Here is a 20495-nt window from a genome sequence, read left to right as displayed (position 1 = left end):
CATCATGAAGAATGATTTATCTACATAATTTTTTTTATGTAGATGATAAGCAATAAACTAGGTAAACAGCACTTGCTATATTAACCAAGTGCTGTTTATTTTTATGATGATAATTAATGAATAATCTTTGCTAAAAAGTCTTTAGCACGATCTGATTGTGGATTAGTAAAGAATTGCTCTTTTGAGGTGTCTTCGATGATCTCACCTGCATCCATAAAGATAACACGATGTGCAACTTTACGAGCAAAGCCCATTTCATGTGTCACTACCATCATAGTCATACCTTCATAAGCTAACTCTACCATAACGTCTAACACTTCATTAACCATTTCAGGATCGAGTGCAGATGTTGGTTCATCAAATAACATAACAATAGGATCCATACAAAGTGCGCGGGCGATTGCTACTCGTTGCTGTTGTCCACCAGAAAGCTGAGCAGGGTATTTATCTGCATGCGCCAGTAAACCTACACGTTCTAATAGATTTAAAGCTTTTTCACGCGCCTCTTCATCTGCTCTTCCCAATACTTTGATTTGAGCAAGGGTTAAGTTTTTTAATATTGTTAAATGGGGAAATAATTCAAAATGCTGAAACACCATGCCTACTTTAGATCGAAGTTTAGCTAGGTTGGTCGATTTATCCGTGATTTCTGTGCCATCTATAATAATTTTACCCTTTTGTACAGGTTCTAAACCATTTACAGTTTTAATTAGTGTTGATTTTCCTGAGCCAGATGGGCCACAAACAACGACTACTTCGCCTTTTCCCACTTTTGTTGAGCAGTTCTTTAATACTTGAAATTGTCCATACCATTTTGATACATTTTCTAAGGAGATCATCGATTTATCCCTTTTTTGAAATAATTAACTAAACGTGAAGCAGTAAAACAAATTATAAAATAACTTGCTGCTGCAAAAATAATCATAGAATATTTTACCGTGCCACCTTGCACGTTGCCGATTTGTGTCACACTTGCGCCAAATAAATCAATCAAGCTCATGACATAAACTAAAGATGTATCTTGGAATAAGATAATACCTTGAGTGAGTAATAGCGGTACCATTGATCTAAATGCTTGCGGTAAAATGATTAATCGCATCGCTTGCGCTTTGGTCATACCGAGTGCGTAAGCAGCGTGATATTGGCCTTTAGCGACAGCGTTAATACCTGCGCGAATAATTTCAGAATAGTAAGCTGCTTCAAATAAAGCAAAGGCAATCATTGCTGATACAACGCGAACATCGGCATAAGGTGGTAAGTTAAATACATATTTAATAACTTGCGGAAGCGCTAAATAGAACCATAACAGTACTAAAAGTAGTGGGATGGAACGAAATAAATTCACATAGCATTTAGCAAATATGTTAAGTATTTTGTTATTTGATAAACGCATTAATGCAAGCACTGTTCCCCAAACAATGCCAAAAACGACCGCATTGAGTGTAATTCTTGTGGTCAACCATAAACCACTTAATAAAAGATGATAGTTGTCTGATACTAATGAAGGTATATTAGCAATCCAATCGAATAACTGCATTTTATCCTCCATGATTCATGTTAGGTAAGCGCGTATGTTTTTCAACAATTCGCATAATAGTCAGTACTGCATAATTGATTAACATAAATGCAATAGTGACGCCACAAAGTATCTCCACAATACTATTAGTCGATTCATTAATGCGATCAATTTGACCAATGAGATCGATTAGCCCAATAGTTGACGCCACAGATGAATTTTTAATGATATTCGTCATTTCTGAGGTTAATGGTGGAATTATACGTCTATAAGCATTAGGTAATAGAATGTATATGTATGCTTGACGATTCGTTAATCCAAGTGCGATAGCCGCATAACGTTGACCTTTAGGTAAAGTCTGAATACCTGTTCTTACTTGTTCTGCGATACGTGCTGAAGTAAATAATCCTAAAGCAATTGCTGCTGTGATAAAAGAGCTGACATTTGGCGATAAGCCAGATATAAACCATGTTTTTAAGCTACCTGTTAAAATTTCTGGAAATAACATATACCATAAAAACATTTGTACAAGTAATGGAATATTACGAAACAGCTGAATATAACTTGCCGCAAAGTTATTAAGAAACTTATTGTCAAGTGTTCGGCATATCCCGACCAAAGATCCTAACACAAAGGCAATGATCCAAGCGGTCACAGCTAACGACACTGTCACAAAGATGCCATCTAATAGCCAGTTTAAGTAAATCCCATCACCATAAGGGGTGGGTTCAAAAAATAGTGTCCAATTAAAACTCATAATATATTTAATTCACTAATTTAGGTTATGTACTAAATGCTAATACATTTAGTACATGGATTAGAAAGATAAGAATAGTATTAATCTAATGCTTTATCATTAGGATTTGCAAACAGCTCAACCATTTTTGGTGAAATTTCAAGTGCCATGTTGGCGCCTTTTGGTGGAACAGGTTGAGTGAACCATTTGTTGTAAGATTCAAGTGCTTTTCCTGATTTTTGTGCGTCAGAAATAGTTTTGTCCATTAATTGTTTAAATTGAACATCACCTTTTCTTAACATACAGCCATAAGATTCATAAGATAATGGCTCGCCAACAATTTTCCAATCATTTGGTTTTATTGCACGCGAACGTTCCCCAGCAAGTAACGCATCATCCATTAAAAATGCTTCAGCACGTCCTGTTTCAAGCGCATTAAATGCATCACCATGATCTTTAGGGGTAATAATACGAATACCTAGGTTTTCTTTAGCATTGATTTGATTTAAACGAATTTCAGAAGTTGTGCCGGCAGTGGTAACCACATTTTTGCCTTTAAGATCTTCAATACTTTTAATATTACTGTCCGCTTTTACTAAAAAGCGCGTACCAACAATAAAAATACTATCTGAAAAATCGACAGTTTTTTGACGTTCAAGATTATTCGTTGTCGAACCGCATTCAAAATCATAAGTGTAGTTATTTAGTAGTTGAATACGTGTTTTAGACGTAACTGGTAAATATTTTACTTTAAGATTTGGTAAATTAAGTTCTTTTTTAACTGCATCGACAATTAAATTAGAATAATCTTGGGAATAACCAATAACTTCTTGATTATCACCGTAGTAGGAAAACGGAATTGACGATTCGCGATGACCAACAACAATCACACCACTTTCTTTGATTTTAGCTAATGTGCCACTGAGTTCTTCTGCAACTGCAGTTCCAGCCATTAGACCTAACATTGCAAATGATAAAACTAATTTGGTTAATTTTGTTTTTTTGTTCATAGTCATCTCCTACTGTTTATTTTGTATCATATTAAATTTATTTAATATTTTTACAAAGGGCGTATATTATAACTTATTTTTTAGCATAAAAGTACTTTTTACTGTTTATTTATAGATTATTGGAGCTAGATACATTAATTGATATTTTGCATTTTTAGCAATTAATGAAGCCTCAGGTTTTAGTTGGAACTCAATTTAATTTAAGCAATAATTATGCCAGTATCTTAAATTATGAACGTTTTTTTATAAAAGTGATAATACACATGAATAGGATAAGAACATAATAAGGTAGATTTCCCCATCTTGCATAAGGGGTTAAACCAGTGGTTGGGGATAATGTTGCATTTAACACACCTTCAGTAAATGCAGGTATTTGTTGAATAATATAGCCTTTTTTATCAATAATTGCAGTTATGCCATTATTGGTACTACGGATTAAGGGTCTGCCAAACTCTAATGCTCTTGCTTGTGCCATTTGTAGATGTTGTTTTGGCCCAATACTATTACCAAACCAAGCATCATTTGAAACAGTCAGTAAAAAGTCAGTATCCTGTTGAAAGTTATGCCATATGTAATTAGATAAAATCACTTCGTAACAGATTGCCGTTGTAAATTTAAATCCTTGCATTGTTAATTGGGGTTGCTTTTTATCGCCTTGTTTCATTGATGACATAGGAATGTCTAGCAATGCGGCAATCGGTTCAAGTACAGATTCTAACGGAATAAATTCACCAAAAGGGACTAAATGATGTTTTTGATAACGATTGGTTGTTGGATACTGATAAGCTTCTTTACCTCCTAACACTAAGAGCGTATTGTAAATATCACCGTTAGCTTGGTCTTCAGCGTTTTTTAAACGGTAATCAATAATACCCACCGCTATTTCGGAACCTTTAGCCCTCGCTTGGTTATCTAAATAATATAAAAACGGTTGTTGATTTATTTCGAAGTCAGTAATGCTCGCTTCTGACCAGATGATGATTTTATCTTTGCCTAAAGATTGTTGTGTGAGTTGATAATAAGTTTTTAACGTGCTTTCCAATTGTTCACTATTCCAACGTAATGATTGTGGAATATTACCTTGGATTAACGAAAAGTTGGCTATACGATTCTGATCTACAGTTGTCCAATTAATATCTTTGAGTGAAATTGGTGCAATAAAGATCGCTATTAGTGCAATTATCGCACCAAGCACGTGCTTTTTATGAACCTTGGAGCGCAATTGGTGTAAAATATAAAGTATTAATCCACAGATAATACTAGTAATTAAGTTAACCCCTTCTATACCAATAATAGGAAAATATGCACGCAAAGGGCTATCTAGTTGGCTATATCCAAGCTCTAGCCAAGCAAATCCTGTTAAAATATAGCCACGTAGAAATTCGCTAAATTGCCAAATTACAGGTGCAGTAATAACAAGTTGTTTAAAAGAAAAGGCAGGGGCATAGCGATCCAGCATTCTTAATAACAGTGCAAATAGCATTGGATAAAGCGATAAATAGACAATTAATAGTCCCAATATGACAATAGCAATCGCGGTAGGTAATTCACCATATTGTTTGATACTGATATAAATCCAATGTACGCCACCAACAAAATAACCTATCCCCCAAGTTAACCCTATCAATAAGGCCTGTTTTTTGGATTTGTCAGCAATTAACCATAATAGACCAATAAATGAGATAAAAGCTAAAGGCCAAATATGAAAAGGCGCATAACTAAAAACAGCTATGCCCCCCAAAATTAAACTTAGGAAAAGGTGTTTAAGCATTTTCTGGTAGCTCTAAATTAGGTATAGTTGCACCTTCAGGAATTGTTACATGTAATTGAATGATACGCCGGCGATCGACTATCGTCACTTTAAATTGATAGCCATCAATCAAGATACTTTCGCCGCGTAACGGTAAACGACCGAAGTGTTGCATAACCAGTCCACCAATGGTATCCATTTCATCATCACTAAATGAAGTAGCAAAAATTTCATTGAAGTCCTCAACAGGTGTAAGCGCTCGGACGGTATAAACGGATTGAGATAAACGACGAATATTACGATCTTCGACTTCATCGTATTCATCTTCGATATCACCAACAATCAGTTCTAGAATATCTTCGATAGTAACCAGTCCTGATATACCACCAAATTCATCAATGGCCATTGCCATATGGTAACGCTGCATACGAAACTCTTTCAACATATGGTCAACACGTTTACTTTCGGGCACAATGACCGTTGGTCGTAGGATTTTTTTTAAATCAAAATCAGCAACACCTTGGCGAATAAAAATCAGTAAATCTTTGGCAAGTAGCACACCTTCGATGTGATCTCTATCTTCACTGATCACAGGATAACGAGAGTGTCCATGTTCAGAAATAATATCTAAACATTGATCAAGCGTGTAATTGTCTTTGATTGTGATTATTTGAGAGCGGGGAATCATAATGTCACGAACGCGTTGTTCTGCAATATCCATCACACCTTCAATCATATCAAGCGTATCAGGATCGATGAGTTCGTTTTCTTCTGCTTCGCGGATAACTTCGATCAGTTCTTCTTTATCTTTTGGTTCTGAATTAAATAACTGACTTAACCATAGTGTAAACCCTTTTTTGGTTCTCCGGTGATTATCATCACTCATTTGCTCTCTTCCTTTGTTTTGATTTATTGTTTAATTAGTTGTGGTAGATAGTTATATTAACTAAATGCTTACATTAGTCAATTGCTTGATAAGGATTATCAAAGCCTAATTGCCGCATAATGTCTATTTCAATATTTTCCATTTCTTCGGCTTCTTCGTCAAGGATATGATCATAACCTAATAGGTGTAAGCAACCATGAACAATCATATGCGCCCAATGTGAAGTTAGTGATTTATGTTGCTCTTGCGCTTCAGCTTCTACCACCTGCTTACATATAATTAAATCGCCTAATAGTGGCACATCAATTTCAATCGGTGATTCAAATGGAAAAGATAATACATTAGTCGGTTTATCTTTATGGCGATAAGTATTGTTTAGCTGTTGGCTTTCAGCTTGGTCAACAATGCGGATGGTAATTTCTGCTTGATCCATAAATTGTGGTAAAATCACATCTAACCACTGCATTATTTGTGTTTCGCTCGGTAGGTTGTCAGTTTCTTCACTTGCGATTTGCAAATCTAAAATAATTTCGCTCATTTTATTTTCCTAATGACGATTATTCACGATGATAAGGGTGATTGGTGGTCAAGCTCCAAGCGCGATATAAACTTTCGGCAACAATTACCCGTACCAGTGGATGGGGCAAAGTAAGTGGAGAAAGTGACCAACTCTGTTCAGCTGCAATTTTACATGCAGGAGAAAGACCTTCAGGACCACCAATCAGTAAGCTCACATCGCGACCATCGGTTTTCCAGCGCTCTAATTGTTGAGCTAAATTGTGTGTTGTATATGCTTTACCAGGAATATCGAGTGTGACAATGCAATTACCTTTACCGCAAGCATTTAACATCATTTCACCCTCTTTATCTAAAATGCGGACAATATCCGCATTTTTGGTGCGCTTACCGGCAGGAATTTCAATTAGTTCTAAAGGCATATCTTTAGGAAAGCGGGAACAATAATCATCAAAAGCTGTTGTAACCCAATGAGGCATTTTGTTGCCAACAGCAATAAGTTGAATCTTCACTAGATTAACTCCACAGTTTTTCCAGTTCGTATAGTTGTCGGCTTTGTTCCTGCATAATATGTACGATAACTGAATCCATATCAACTACTACCCAATCTGCATCATTTTGACCTTCACTACCTAAGACCAAATATTTTTGTTTTTTTGCTTCATCGAGTAAATGTCCAGCTATTGAGGCAACGTGACGATTAGACGTACCAGTACAGATAATCATATAATCTGTAATACTTGATTTGCCTCGCACATCTAGGGTAACAATGTCTTTGCCTTTTAGATCATCAATTTTATCAATAATAAAATCTTGTAACGATTGTTGCAAAATAATCTCTCTACTGTTAAATATAAAGCGTCATTATAGCATATTTTTTAAATAGAATGGTGGTGATAATACGCCGAACTTTTGGTAGCAAAATTAATTTAGCCGTTTACTCACTTAACAATCACTAGCTATCCCCAATAAACGTTGTGATCATTGGGCAGTAGGGAAATGTAACTATAACTTAAAGTGTAATAACCCGATCAAATAATGGATTATTGGTTAAACGATGAGTAACCATAAGTAACGTTTTTCCAGCACATGTCTGTTTAATTAATTGAATTATCTGCTGTTCAGTTTGTTGATCAAGGCTTTCAGTTGGTTCATCCATCAAGATCAAAGGCGAGTTATGGAGTAAAGCTCTTGCGATACCTATTCGTCGAATTTCACCTCCCGATAATGTTCGTCCACCTTGTCCAAGGGGTAAATCTAATCCTTGTTCGGTTGCAAGTAGTTTGTCCAGTTCGACTTGATGTAATACCTCTATTAATTGCTTATCTGATGCTTGGTCATTACCAATAAGTAGATTTTGACGAAGGCTATCACTAAAAATAGTGATAACTTGGGGTACAACGGCAATGACTTTGCGCAAAGTTGGCTCATCGAGTTGTTCGATAGGCGTGTTATTGATAAGAATAGTACCAGAATTGGGTTGCCAGCTACGCGTGACTAAACTTAGTAATGTTGATTTGCCGCAACCGGTTTTACCCACTAATGCTATATGTGCACCAGCTTCAACCGTTAATGAAAAATGGGTTAATATCGCAAAAGGTTGATTTGGATAACAAAAATTTATGTGATCAAATTGTAATTTTGCTGAATTTAAATCAATTGTTTTGCCATGTTCAACAAACTGTATATCGGGTGTTTGGTTGAAAATATTTGTTGTACGTTTAGCTGAGGCAATGACTTGACCTAAAAAGATAAATGCCGCAGGAATTGGCATTAAAATTTCGTTACTGGCAAGGCAAACAAATACAAATAATGCAACAAGTGGTGATAAGGTATATTGGGTTATAAGCCAAAGCACCAGTAATGTTAAAAAGCCTGCAATTAGTATAACCAGAGCGGTTGATAATGCCACTAAGGTTGATTGGCGTTGTTGATTGTAAAGCCAGTTAGATTCAAGTTCATCTAGTTTAACTCGGTAACGGCACTGTGCGTTAAATAAAATGAGCTCAGCTTGCCCTTGTAAATAATTGATTAACAGCGATCGATACTCACTTTGTTGCTGAGCTAGCTGTTCACCCAATTGCTTACCAGCATAATAAAAAATCATGGGCACAGCAAGTAGGGTTACCGTAAGTATAATACAAATGATTAATGCAATGGGTAGATTAATGGTACTTAATCCAATAAATAGCAGCACAATCATGACTAATGCCGTTACAATTGGTGAAAATAATTTTAAATAAAGATGATCTAGTGCATCAATATCAACAATAAAACGATTAAGTAAGTCAGCTTTTTGATAATGCGCTAATTGATTAGCACTTAGCGGCAATATTTTTTTAAAGGCCAACGTTCTTAAATACGCTAAAATTTTAAAGGTCGTGTTATGATCCACTAATCGTTGCATATAGCGTGAAGCTGTTCGTGTAATTGCTGCCGCACGTACACCTGCCGCCGGTAACATATAATTAAACGTATACAAACCTGCAACACCAACTACCGCTGTTGAGGCTAAAAACCAACCGGATAAAGATAATAAAAAAACACTGGCAAATAACGTCAGTATAGACAGTGATAATCCCAAAATAATTTGCCAAAAATAGTGTTTATACAGTGCAATATAGGGGCGTAAAATGGCTAACATGCATGCTCCTTGCCGTTAATACTCTGTAGTTTTCCCTGTGACAATTGCCATATTTGATCATACTGTTGCATATCTTCATTTTGGTGAGTAATGGTAATCGTGTTGATCGCAATATGTTGTTGATCAATTTGCTGTACCGTTTGCTTATCTAAGCTGGCTGTGGGTTCGTCAAGAATCAATAATTGACACGGTTTTAACATTGCTCTAGCTAATGCTATACGTTGGGCTTGTCCAACTGATAGTCTCACTGCATCTTCCCCTACTTGTGTATCTATACCAGAGGGCAATTTGGCTATAACATCTAGTAATTGCGCTTTTTTTATGACGGTTTCGAGTTCTTGGTCTGATGCATTTTGTTTACCCAGTAAAATGTTTTCGCGCACAGTGCCATTAATTAAGTAAGGATTTTGACCAATCCAACTAATTTGTTGTTGCCATGTTTTGATCTCTATTTGGCTAAATTCAATATCATTAATGGTTAGCGATCCTTGGTAGGGTAAAAAGCCCAATAATACATTCATTAATGACGTTTTGCCTTCACCACTGGTGCCTATCAAAGCTAGATTGAACGGTGCCTTTAGCGTGAAAGTTAAAGGCCCTACAATAGGCAAGCCTTCGCTAGACATGACGATTAAATTAGTTGCTTTAATCGTCTGTAATGTTTGCTTAAATTCAATATTGGTTTGTAAGTTATGACTTGCTTGTTTTGGTTGCTGTTGGCTTAAAAATGTTTCGATATTATCGGCCGCTGCAATCGCTTCTGCTTTGGCGTGATAATATGTGCCAAGATCGCGTAGTGGTTGAAAATATTCAGGCGCTAAGATAAGCGCAAAAAAGCCTGCAAATAACGTCACTGTGCTATTGTATGAACCAAAATTAAATTCACCTAGATAAGAAAAACCAAAATAGACTGCAACAATTGCAATTGATATTGAAGTGAAAAATTCTAATACCGCAGAGGATAAGAATGCTACTTTTAATACTTGCATGGTTTTGATGCGAAAATCTTCAGATGCTTGGGTTATTTGTTTGGCTTGTTTATCACCTTGATTGAATAACCGAATGGTTGCTAGTCCTTTTAGGCGATCTAAAAAATGCCCACTAAGGTAAGCGAGTGCTTTAAAATGGCGACGATTAATATCGGCAGCCCCCATTCCAACTAAAATCATGAAGATAGGAATAAGTGGGGCTGTACATAGTAATATACCTGCCGCAGCCCAGTTGAACGGTAAAATAGCAAAGAAAATTAATATAGGAACCATACTCGCTAGCCGCATTTGAGGCAGATAACGAGCAAAAAAATCGTGCAGCTTGTCAACTTGTTCAATGAGTAAAGTGCTCCAAGCACCTGTAGTGCTCTGATTTAAATAAGCCGGGCCTAGTAATTCAAGTTGATTGATAAGCTGGTGTCGAATGTTTTTGCGAATTTTTGTAGCCAATGAAAAGTTGATTTTTTCACGAAAATAAATCAATGCAGCACGCGCTAGAAAGGTAATGACGAGCGCTAAAAAATAGGGCAGTACTTTATTTAAATTACGTTGTTCAATAATTAATTTTTGCAAAATAATAGCCAATAGCGCTGCTTGAACAATGATCAAAATAGTGAGTAAAAGGCCAGTTAATAGTGAAGCACGCAAATCAGCTTTATGTAGTTTTGCGTGCTGTTTTAACCAACTAAGTAGATAGGTTTGACGTTGTTTATCTAAAGACATGAAATTTTATTTTTATTTTAAATTATCCAAATAATGCTCGGCATCTAACGCCGCCATACAACCTGTTCCCGCGGAAGTAATCGCTTGTCGATAAACATGATCCATCACATCACCTGCAGCAAAAATACCTTCAACACTCGTTTGCGTTGCATTACCTTGTGTGCCTGATTGTACTTTGATATAACCACCATTAAGTTCAAGCTGTTCTTCGAATATTGCGGTATTGGGTTTGTGACCAATAGCGATAAATACGCCCATCACAGAAAGTTGCTCGGTGAGATTGCTATCTTGTGTGCTACGCATCCTAACACCTGTTACCCCCATATTGTCACCCAGTATTTCATCCACGACTTGATGAGTATGCAATATTACTTTACCTTCTTTTACTTTTTCATTTAGTCGATCCATTAATATTTTTTCTGCTCGAAAACTATCGCGTCGGTGTATTAAGTGTACCTCACTCGCAATATTGGCAAGATAAAGTGTTTCTTCTACAGCAGTGTTACCACCCCCTACGACTGCAACTTTTTGATTTCGATAGAAGAATCCATCACAAGTGGCGCAAGCCGAAACGCCTTTACTTTTGAAAGCTTGTTCTGATGGTAATCCTAAGTATTGTGCTGATGCTCCGGTAGCAACAATTAATGCATCACAGCTATATTCAGTTTCACTACCGTAAAGTTTGTAAGGTTTCTTGCTAAAATCAACACGATCAATTTGGTCGATAATAATTTCTGTATTAAATCTTTCTGCATGTTCTTTCATTTTGACCATTAATTCAGGACCGGTTAGTTCCGGTGCCCCAGCTGGCCAATTTTCAATTTCGGTAGTGGTTGTTAGTTGTCCACCTTCTTGTGTGCCAGTAATCAATACTGGTGATAAATTTGCTCTTGCAGCATAAACGGCTGCCGTGTAACCGGCAGGGCCAGAACCAAGTATTAATAAACGAGCATGTTTAGTTTTCATATTACTATCCTTATTATTTAAATATTCTGGCTATTAGCAACCAAAGCTGTGCAATTTATAACTGATAAGTTTAACATTATCAATCCATGTCATGAAAAAAATTGATTATTGCAGTAATAGGTTATCGCAATAATTTTTTATTGTTGTAATTTTCAAAGTTTATCTTTATATTTTCATTTTTTTTAAACTATTTTCTTATTTTTAAAACTATATTTTGTTTAATTTCTTTTTTTAAGTGATTAAAATTAATCTTTTAAATTTTTTGTGACTTTATTCCGGTTATCTGTTTAGATTACCCGTATAAACTAAAAGGATATAAGATGAATAATACTACTATAGAAAAAGTCGAGTCAGTGCTTTCAAAAATTAGTTGGGCACAACAAATGTTAAATTCGGTGCAACAACAGGTTAATGATCCTCAACTTGGTAATATTTTATCAGGCATTGAGTTTATAATAGATTGCGCTTCTTCTGATGCAGAAGCGCTATATAATTTAGTGAAATAAAGGGTAGTGTGATGTTAGTTGGCTTACCCTTCATCTCGCCGAGTGACGAGTGAAGGCAATTACTGCCTTATTTGTCATTAGGTAAATAAGTTGTCATATCGGTAAGTGGCCAGCGAATATGTGGTGAACTAGGTTCATCAGCCCGATATCCAAAGGCGATACAAAGTCCAACACCAAATACTTGGCCGCTGAATTGAGGAATTGTATTTTCAAAAATTTTGATGACTTTATCACTCTCAAACCCACCTATTGCACAGGAATCGATGCCTTTGAAAGCAGCAGCCGTCATCATATTTGCGCTTGCTATATAGATTTGCATTTCTGACCAGTGATTGAGGGTTAAACCGTCAGCGAGTCCATGTTTACAAAAATTGATAAAAGATTGACATGCAATGTCGATAGCGGTTTTATCCTCTGGATTCGGTAAGGTTCGAGCAATGGTTCGACGTAAATAATCACTTTGTAATGTAAAATTATTAGCCTTACGATAAAGGGCAACAACGTAATGCGAGCAGCTAGTTACTTGTTCTTGATCATAACAAATTGCACGTAATTGCTTTTTAATTTTATCATTGCTCACCACAACAAAATGCCAAGGCTCCACGCCAAATGATGATGGAGATTGACGTGCTGCTTCTAGAATATATTCCATATCGATATCATTGATTTTTTTATTGATGTCGAATTTTTTACATGCATGTCTAAATTCAAAGGCCTGATTTAATTGATCCATATTCTCTCCTAATGTTGTGTATTCCATGGTGCAACTTTAATTAATAATAACATACCTGGTAAGGCTAAAATCGTACATAAAGTAAAAAAGGTTGTCCAACCTAGATGTTCGACCATCACGCCAGTCGTTGCATTTATCAATGTTCTGGGAATTGATGCGATACTTGTAAATAAAGCAAACTGTGTTGCTGTATAAAGTGGATTAGTAGTTTTCGCGATAAACGCGACAAATGCGGCAGAACCTAATCCCACCCCTAATGCTTCAAATCCTATAACAATGGCTAACATAATTTGTTGATAACCGGTAATGGTTGTAAATGGCCCTTCAATCGATAACCAAGCAAAGCCTAAAATAGAAATAACCTGTACAAAGCCAAAAGCCCAAAGCGCTCGATTAATCCCAATTTTGATCATCAATATTCCACCAACTAACGCACCAAAAACACTCGGCCATAAAGATGCATTTTTAGCAATCCAACCAATATCTAATCGACTATAACCCATTTGTAAATAAAAAGGTGTAGCTAAAGAGGTTGCCATACTATCGCCCAATTTATAAAGAAATATGAAGGCTAAAATAATGATTGCATTTTTAACACCTTGACGAGTGATGAACTCACTAAATGGTTTTATGATGATCGCTTCAAGATTATGATTTTTGACTGGTTGGTTAAGTGGTTCTTTGACCCATAAGGTCATAATGATAGCTGGAATCATAAATAGTGCAGTAATAATAAAAACACTATGCCAAGCTAAATAACTAGACAATATAAGCGATAATGATCCAGGTACGAGTCCTGCAATTCGATAGGCATTGGTGTGTATACTATTCCCTAGACCCAGTTCATTATCAAGTAAAAGCTCTCTTCTAAATGCATCTAAAGCAATGTCTTGCGTCGCCGAGAATAGCGCGATAATAAAACAAAGTGTGGCAATGAGCCAAATATTGAGTGAAGGCGATAAAAAACCTAATAAACTAATGGATAAAACTAATATGATTTGCGATATGAGCATCCAGCCTCGGCGTCTGCCTAAATGGAATAATGAGGTATTATCCATAAAGGGGGCCCAAACAAATTTAAAAATATAAGGCATTTGCGTTAAAGAAAATGCACCAATTGTTTTAATATTTATTCCTTCGCTTTCTAACCACGCAGGTAAAAGTTGTAGTAATAAATAAAATGGCAAACCAGATGCAAAACCTGTAAAAATACAGATGAGCATTTTAGTTGTAAAAATGGTTTTAAAGATGGTGTTTTGCGTATTATTCATTATTTAACATTAATGGTTAGTTTTTTTGCAAAGTGTTATCATAGCACATTAATAACAAATAATTGTTAAAGCCAATAAAAAGCGTTTTACTCTGACTAGATTGACTAAACGTAAAAATTTTAACTCGTTTTGACTTATTTTAATAACAATCTTAATCTAGGTAGTTAAACGCTTTTTGGACAGACTTAAAGTAAAAACATTCAAAACAAATAATCACGATATTCATTGCATAAATTTGAAAGAGGTTAATTAGTATGAAAGGTAAAATCAAAATAGCGGTTTTTAGTAGTAAACATTATGATAAAGAACATTTAGAGATTGCTAATAAAAAATATGGCTTTGAGATTGAATACTATGAACATAAACTTAGTCATAAAACAGCAGTTACAGCCCAAGGTTATGATGCCGTATGTGTATTTGTTAATGATGAAGTTGATAAGCAAGTTTTACAAAAATTAGCCCATTATGGCATTAAAATACTCGCATTACGCTGTGCTGGGTTTGATAATGTGGATTTAGCTGAAGCTAAAAAATTGGGTATTACCGTCGTGCGAGTACCGGCTTATTCACCTGAAGCAGTTGCTGAGCATGCTGTTGCGTTAATGATGACACTCAATCGTCGAACTCATAAAGCTTATCAGCGTACCCGTGATGCTAATTTTTCACTGGAAGGTTTAACTGGTTTTAACATGCACAACCGCACCGCAGGGGTGATAGGTACAGGTAAAATTGGTCAAGCAGTTATCCGCATCTTAAAAGGGTTTGGCATGAATATTCTTGCTTATGATCCCTATCCAAATGATATCGTTGTCGAATTAGGTGCTCAGTATGTTCAATTAGACGAACTTTATGCAAAATCAGATGTCATCACGTTGCATTGTCCAATGTCACCGGAAAATTATCATTTATTAAATAAAGATTCATTTAACAAAATGAAAAATGGCGTAATGATTATCAACACCAGCCGTGGTGGCTTATTGGATGCTACTGCTGCAATCGAAGCGTTAAAACAGACCAAAATCGGTGCGCTAGGTATGGATGTTTACGAAAACGAACGAGATCTCTTTTTTGAAGATAAATCTAATGATGTCATTTTAGATGACGTATTTCGACGTTTATCATCATGCCATAATGTGATTTTTACAGGGCATCAAGCTTTTTTAACTCAAGAAGCATTATTAAATATATCTGACACAACTTTAAATAACATACAACAGATATCAGAAGGAAAAGCAAATCCTAATATTGTTGAGTAACGCCAATAATTTTAGGATATTGCTTATTGTTTTAAATAACAAAATATGGATGAATTATGCAACGTATTGTTATCGTAGCTTCTATGCTTTTATTGCTTGCTGCTTGCACAAGTAACAAGCAATCTTCACCCACACCGATGCAAGAACATCGAGGACATGCGAATGTTAAAGGCGGTGTTTACCTAGAACAAAAACATAATCAACCGCTAACCAATAGCGGTCCGTTAGAAATTACTAAAGAAAAATTTATCGACCGAATGGTCAATAAATATCGTTTTGATCGCCAACAATTGCGAAATGTACTTGCTCAAACAAATAAACTTGATTGGGTGATTAACTTGATGGATAAACAAGCACCAAAAACAGGTGTATCAACGATACCAAATGGCGCCTGGATTCGGTATAAAAATAAATTCATCACTGATAGCAATATACCTAAAGGTGTTGATTTTTGGAATAAGTATGAACCCGATTTGAAACGCGCTTACCAAGAATATGGTGTGCCACCCGAAATTATTGTTGGGATTATTGGTGTTGAGACTGGTTGGGGGCGAGTAATGGGTAAAACAACTATTATTGACGCTTTATCTACACTCGCCTTTTATTATCCAAGACGCGCGCAATATTTTTCTGAAGAGCTGGAAGATTTCTTGTTAATGTGTCGTGATGAAGGTGTCGATCCCTTTGACTTGAAAGGATCGTTTGCAGGCGCGATGGGATATGGTCAATTTATGCCATCAGCTTTCCGAAATTATGCTGTAGATTTTGATCGTGACGGACATACCGATCTTTGGAATCCTGTCGATGCGATTGGTAGTGTGGCTAACTATTTTAAAGCTCATGGCTGGAAACGTGACAAAAAAGTGGCAGTTATGGCGAATGGTCAAGCGCCTTTATCACTTGATACTGGGTTTAGTACTAAATATTCAATTGAAACCTTAGCTAATGCTGGTTTGAAACCACAAAGTTCTTTAGAGGGTTACAAAGAAGCAAGTTTACTACGCTTGGATATGGGGGATCGTTATCAATTTTGGTATGGTTTACCTAACTTTTATGCCATAACACGTTATAATCACAGTACCCATTATGCGATGGCAGTATGGCAATTAGGGTTAGCTGTTAAAGAGGCAAGATAGCGTTAAATAGATAATTTATTAAAAAGGTCGCTTTAGCGACCTTATTTTTAAGAAGGAATTAATCTTATCTTTATCCATCCTCGTTATTCGTTACTATTAATAAGTGCTATATTTTCATTACAGAGAAGATACCAATAATTTTAATGCTAACAGTAATAAAAAAATGCCGAAATACTTGATTAATTTATTAATTGATAATTTTTGTGCTATTTGAACACCAACTTTAGCCATGGGTATACTGGCTAGCATAATTGAAAATACAGCTGGTAGATACACAAATCCAAGACTGTATTGAGGAAGCTCTGGAATGTTCCAGCCAGCAATGATATACCCAATTGTTCCACCTATTGCAACTGGCAGAGTAAATGCCGCTGATGTGCCAATGGCTTTACGCATATCGATACCACATTTTTTCAAGAATGGTACCACTAATACACCACCACCTACGCCGACTAATGCCGCAAAAACACCAATAAATGCACCAACAAGCACAAAAACACTATTCCCTGTACTCATTGTTTGAGTGGTTTGATTGTGATTAACTTTACTGGTCTTAAAAATAAATTTTCCGCCAATGTAGAACAGAAAAGCTATAAAGATCCACCTAAGATAGACACCGGGAATATAAGGGGTCATATACGATCCAATTATTGTACCGACAATGCAACCCAATACCATTTTCTTTAACACAGACCATTGAATATTATGGTTTTTATTTTGCAACCAACTCGATGATAAACTCGTACCAATGATTGTTGCTAATGATGAAGCAACTGCAATATGGTTGATCCAGTTGTTACCAAAATTGAAATGGTCAAGTGTAAAAATCAAAGCAGGAACGATTAATGCACCACCACCAATACCGAACATGCCAGCCAGCAAACCGGCAAATGCGCCAATACAGATGAAAATAACAAATTCAACAAGCATTTTAAGTCCTTATAGTGATTAACGTAAAACTAATCACTTTTCCATTTGTTAATTAGATAAATTGATCACTGGGTTAATTATTTTAACAACAGTGTCGATTATTTTTCTCATTGGCTGGTTATTGTACCTGACATATTTGAATGGTAGCAATCTATCAAAGAGTAAATAATCAAATATTAGCAATGAGTTTAATCACAATCTAATACGCTAAAAGATGACATAATGATCAAAAAAGCTTATGTTATTGAGTAATTCAAAAGAAGTCACAAAATATTATGACAATTTTATATTGAAAGGAGTGAAATAATGAAAGATCGTTTAAAGTGGATTGATGATTTTGGTTTTTTAGGTGAAACCGCAAGTGGCCACTCATTGGTCATGGATGGAGGCATTGAGCACGGAGGTCGTAATCGTGGCGCTCGTCCAATGGAACTTTTACTGCACGGTGCTGCTGGCTGTATGGCTTATGATATTATCGCTATCTTAAAAAATAATAAAAAAGATGTGCGTGATCTTTGGATTGATATTGATAAAACGCAGGCAGAATCTTCACCCAAGGTTTACACCTCAATTAATTTCCATATTGTGATTACCGGTGTAAATATTGACAATGAAAGCGTTGAAAAAGCGGTAAAGCTTGCGTCAGAAAAATATTGCAGTGCTTCAATTATGTTAGGTAAAACAGCCAAAATGTCTTATACCTATGAGATTAGAGAGCAACGTTAACTATTTTATATAACTTATAATTATAATCTAATAACTAGCTGATCTTAGTCTGTTTTGCATTAATCGTATAACATTCTATTTTGTTGAATGAAATGTAATAAGAGTATGATTATGCAGCAGTTAAAGAAAAATATGCGATTCCGAGATTTAGTGATTTTGGGATTGCTTTTTATTGGTCCAGCAGCACCAGTAGGATTATTTGGTGTGTTATACGCGATCAGTGATGGTGCCATTGCTTTAGTGTATATTGTCGCTACTTTCGTTATGGCTTTTACCGCGTATTCTTATGCTAGAATGGCTCGTGCTTTACCACATGCCGGCGCAGTTTATGCCTATTGTTCTGTTGGTATTCATCCCAATGCTGGTTTTTTAGTTGGCTGGTTATTGCTACTTGATTATATGTTTATTCCTGCTGTTGCTTATCTATTTAGTGGTATATCACTCAATGCATTGATTCCCGAAGTGCCTGTATGGATCTGGACTTGTTTAGCCGTCGTGATTACCACAACATTAAATTTAATTGGGGTTAAAAAATCAGCAAAAATCACATTAATTATCTTAATTCTTGAAATTATTATCCTATTTGCTGTGTTATTGGTGGGTATTTGGATTATCGCAAATAGTGATATTAGCCGCAATTGGTTACATCCTTTTATTGGTGGTGAGTTATTTACTTGGGGCAAATTATTTAATGCGGTGTCTATCGCAGTTTTATCTTATTTAGGCTTTGATGCAATTGCTACTTTTTCTGAAGAAAATAGTGGTCAACGTAACATAGTGAGTAGAGCGATTATCTGCTGTTTAGTTTTAGCGGGTGCTTTATTTGTAGTACAAATTTATGTTGGTGCTTTACTTAATCCCTATAGTGCAGATTATTTAAATAGTCATCCTGAACTAAAAGGTAAAGCTTATTATGACATTGTTAATCACGAAATTAATGTATGGTTAGGATGGTCATTAAGTTTAATGAAAGCGATCGGTGCATCATTTGCGGCAATGGTTGGGCAGGCTGCGGCAAGTCGTTTATTATATAGTATGGGACGAGATAAACGTTTACCTTCATTTTTAGCCAAAGTTGGTCAAAAAAGTGGTGTGCCAACTGTTGCAATTTTATTTGCGGCGATCTTTAATTTAGTTTTAGTTGTTATTGCGGCAAATAATGATAAGGGGCTGCCTACTTTAGTCTCATTTGTTGATGTCGGTGCATTAACTGCCTTTATAATGTTACATGTTGCAGTAATTGGTTATTTCAAATTCAAAAAAGCTTCTAAAGGATGGCTTTCTTGGGTTTTTGATATCTTAGTGCCTATTGCTGGTATTGTAGTATTATTACCGGTATTAACGCATATTGATAACGATGCAAAAATTGTTGGCGCAGTTTGGTTAGCTATTGGCACTGTCATGCTCTACTTGAATAAAAATCGCAATCAACCGCTTTGGTTAGAACAAAATAACCAAGACAGTTAATCGATTTTCTTTAATGGATATAACAACTTGATTGTAGCACATGATTATATAATAATACCTTCATTTTTAATTAAGTGTTATAACCATGCTTTCAGAAATAGTAAACGGTGCGTTAATTTCAGCCAGCTTAATTATTGCTATTGGCGCTCAAAATTTGTTTGTTTTAAAACAAGGATTATTAAAAAACCATATCTTTTATGTATCAGCCATTTGTTTTGTCTGTGATTTTGCCTTAATGTCTATTGGTATCTTAGGTCTTGGTACGTTTATTAGTCGTAATCCGTTAATTACCAATATATTGGCAATATTGGGCGCGCTTTTTCTAATTTGGTATGGTTTTGGTGCATTTAAAAGTGCGATTAATGGTACGAGTAGCATGCAAATAGAATCGCAAAGTACCGATAATACTAGCCGGGTAAAAGTTGTAATGGCAACCTTGGCCGTCACTTTACTTAATCCACATGTATACTTGGATACCGTTGTCATTGTTGGCGGTATTGCGGGCACGCTAAACAGTCAGCAAAAATTGGCTTTTTTGATTGGTGCTGTTTGTGTTTCTTTTATCTGGTTTTTCAGCATTGGCTATGGGGCAAGATTACTTACCCCTTTATTTAAACAAAAAAGAATGTGGGTAATTTTGGACTGTATTGTCGGTGCTGTGATGTTTTATATTGCTTATCGATTAGTTACGTACGTGTTTTTTGCAAATTAGACCAACCAAATTCGATTGATGA

General features: G+C 35.8%; 21 protein-coding genes. 6 read left to right on the top strand and 15 right to left on the bottom strand.

Annotated elements, in window-relative coordinates:
* Positions 1–113: 113 nt before the first annotated feature.
* The 12 genes from J3U63_RS01575 to trxB form a co-directional block, all read right to left on the bottom strand.
* Positions 114–839, bottom strand: coding sequence for an amino acid ABC transporter ATP-binding protein (locus J3U63_RS01575; protein ID WP_065634203.1), 726 nt, complete (start codon positions 837–839; stop codon positions 114–116).
* Positions 836–1537: an ABC transporter permease subunit gene (locus J3U63_RS01570; RefSeq protein ID WP_065634202.1), complete on the bottom strand. Its 702-nt coding sequence runs from the start codon at positions 1535–1537 to the stop codon at positions 836–838. The genes J3U63_RS01575 and J3U63_RS01570 overlap by 4 nt, the downstream gene beginning before the upstream one ends.
* Position 1538: 1 nt before the next feature.
* Positions 1539–2273 carry an amino acid ABC transporter permease gene (locus J3U63_RS01565; RefSeq protein ID WP_065799040.1) on the bottom strand — a complete coding sequence of 245 codons (735 nt, stop codon included), beginning with the start codon at positions 2271–2273 and terminating at the stop codon, positions 1539–1541.
* A gap of 80 nt (positions 2274–2353) precedes the next feature.
* Positions 2354–3262, bottom strand: coding sequence for a glutamate/aspartate ABC transporter substrate-binding protein (locus J3U63_RS01560; RefSeq protein WP_267333222.1), 909 nt, complete (start codon positions 3260–3262; stop codon positions 2354–2356).
* Positions 3263–3491: 229 nt separating this feature from the next.
* Positions 3492–5033, bottom strand: a complete 1542-nt coding sequence (lnt, locus tag J3U63_RS01555; RefSeq protein ID WP_267370278.1) for an apolipoprotein N-acyltransferase — start codon at positions 5031–5033, stop codon at positions 3492–3494.
* The gene (corC, locus tag J3U63_RS01550; protein WP_267333220.1) at positions 5026–5898 is read right to left on the bottom strand and encodes a CNNM family magnesium/cobalt transport protein CorC; all 873 of its coding nucleotides are present in this window, start codon (positions 5896–5898) and stop codon (positions 5026–5028) included. The genes lnt and corC overlap by 8 nt, the downstream gene beginning before the upstream one ends.
* Before the next feature lie 73 nt (positions 5899–5971).
* Positions 5972–6436 (bottom strand): rRNA maturation RNase YbeY, encoded by a 465-nt coding sequence (gene ybeY, locus J3U63_RS01545; protein ID WP_267333219.1) that lies wholly within the window; start codon positions 6434–6436, stop codon positions 5972–5974.
* 19 nt (positions 6437–6455) lie between these two features.
* Positions 6456–6926: a 23S rRNA (pseudouridine(1915)-N(3))-methyltransferase RlmH gene (gene rlmH / locus J3U63_RS01540; protein ID WP_267370277.1), complete on the bottom strand. Its 471-nt coding sequence runs from the start codon at positions 6924–6926 to the stop codon at positions 6456–6458.
* 4 nt (positions 6927–6930) lie between these two features.
* Entirely contained in the window at positions 6931–7248 is a 318-nt protein-coding gene (rsfS, locus tag J3U63_RS01535; RefSeq protein WP_267370317.1) for a ribosome silencing factor, read from the bottom strand.
* 178 nt (positions 7249–7426) lie between these two features.
* Positions 7427–9058 (bottom strand): heme ABC transporter ATP-binding protein/permease CydC, encoded by a 1632-nt coding sequence (gene cydC / locus J3U63_RS01530; RefSeq protein ID WP_267370276.1) that lies wholly within the window; start codon positions 9056–9058, stop codon positions 7427–7429.
* Entirely contained in the window at positions 9052–10770 is a 1719-nt protein-coding gene (cydD, locus tag J3U63_RS01525; RefSeq protein WP_267333216.1) for a heme ABC transporter permease/ATP-binding protein CydD, read from the bottom strand. Before cydD ends, cydC begins: the two co-directional genes overlap by 7 nt.
* A gap of 12 nt (positions 10771–10782) precedes the next feature.
* Entirely contained in the window at positions 10783–11736 is a 954-nt protein-coding gene (gene trxB / locus J3U63_RS01520; RefSeq protein WP_267370274.1) for a thioredoxin-disulfide reductase, read from the bottom strand.
* Between the two features lie 320 nt (positions 11737–12056).
* On the opposite strand from trxB, the gene J3U63_RS01515 reads away from it, so the two are divergent.
* Positions 12057–12242 (top strand): hypothetical protein, encoded by a 186-nt coding sequence (locus tag J3U63_RS01515; protein ID WP_065633294.1) that lies wholly within the window; start codon positions 12057–12059, stop codon positions 12240–12242.
* Between the two features lie 67 nt (positions 12243–12309).
* On the opposite strand, the gene J3U63_RS01510 is transcribed toward J3U63_RS01515, so the two are convergent.
* Both J3U63_RS01510 and J3U63_RS01505 read right to left on the bottom strand, forming a co-directional pair.
* Positions 12310–12975, bottom strand: coding sequence for an NAD(P)H-dependent oxidoreductase (locus J3U63_RS01510; RefSeq protein ID WP_267370273.1), 666 nt, complete (start codon positions 12973–12975; stop codon positions 12310–12312).
* A gap of 8 nt (positions 12976–12983) precedes the next feature.
* Positions 12984–14246 (bottom strand): AmpG family muropeptide MFS transporter, encoded by a 1263-nt coding sequence (locus tag J3U63_RS01505; protein WP_267343746.1) that lies wholly within the window; start codon positions 14244–14246, stop codon positions 12984–12986.
* Between the two features lie 266 nt (positions 14247–14512).
* On the opposite strand from J3U63_RS01505, the gene J3U63_RS01500 reads away from it, so the two are divergent.
* Both J3U63_RS01500 and mltB read left to right on the top strand, forming a co-directional pair.
* On the top strand, positions 14513–15502 hold the full coding sequence (locus J3U63_RS01500) for a 2-hydroxyacid dehydrogenase (protein WP_267333258.1): 990 nt from the start codon (positions 14513–14515) through the stop codon (positions 15500–15502).
* Between the two features lie 56 nt (positions 15503–15558).
* Positions 15559–16638 (top strand): lytic murein transglycosylase B, encoded by a 1080-nt coding sequence (gene mltB / locus J3U63_RS01495; protein ID WP_267333212.1) that lies wholly within the window; start codon positions 15559–15561, stop codon positions 16636–16638.
* A gap of 117 nt (positions 16639–16755) precedes the next feature.
* On the opposite strand, the gene J3U63_RS01490 is transcribed toward mltB, so the two are convergent.
* On the bottom strand, positions 16756–17568 hold the full coding sequence (locus J3U63_RS01490) for a sulfite exporter TauE/SafE family protein (protein WP_267333211.1): 813 nt from the start codon (positions 17566–17568) through the stop codon (positions 16756–16758).
* Between the two features lie 306 nt (positions 17569–17874).
* On the opposite strand from J3U63_RS01490, the gene J3U63_RS01485 reads away from it, so the two are divergent.
* From J3U63_RS01485 to J3U63_RS01475, 3 genes are all read left to right on the top strand, one after another.
* Positions 17875–18294: an OsmC family protein gene (locus tag J3U63_RS01485; protein WP_065633299.1), complete on the top strand. Its 420-nt coding sequence runs from the start codon at positions 17875–17877 to the stop codon at positions 18292–18294.
* A 111-nt stretch (positions 18295–18405) separates the two neighbouring features.
* Positions 18406–19761: an APC family permease gene (locus J3U63_RS01480; RefSeq protein WP_267333210.1), complete on the top strand. Its 1356-nt coding sequence runs from the start codon at positions 18406–18408 to the stop codon at positions 19759–19761.
* Between the two features lie 85 nt (positions 19762–19846).
* The gene (locus J3U63_RS01475) at positions 19847–20473 is read left to right on the top strand and encodes a LysE/ArgO family amino acid transporter (protein ID WP_267333209.1); all 627 of its coding nucleotides are present in this window, start codon (positions 19847–19849) and stop codon (positions 20471–20473) included.
* Positions 20474–20495: the final 22 nt, after the last annotated feature.

The sequence above is a fragment of the Gilliamella sp. B2838 genome (genome assembly GCF_026536185.1).
Lineage (GTDB): Bacteria > Pseudomonadota > Gammaproteobacteria > Enterobacterales > Orbaceae > Gilliamella.
The sequence above is the reverse complement of the archived record's forward strand: the minus strand, read 5'-3'. Positions and strand labels throughout refer to the sequence as shown.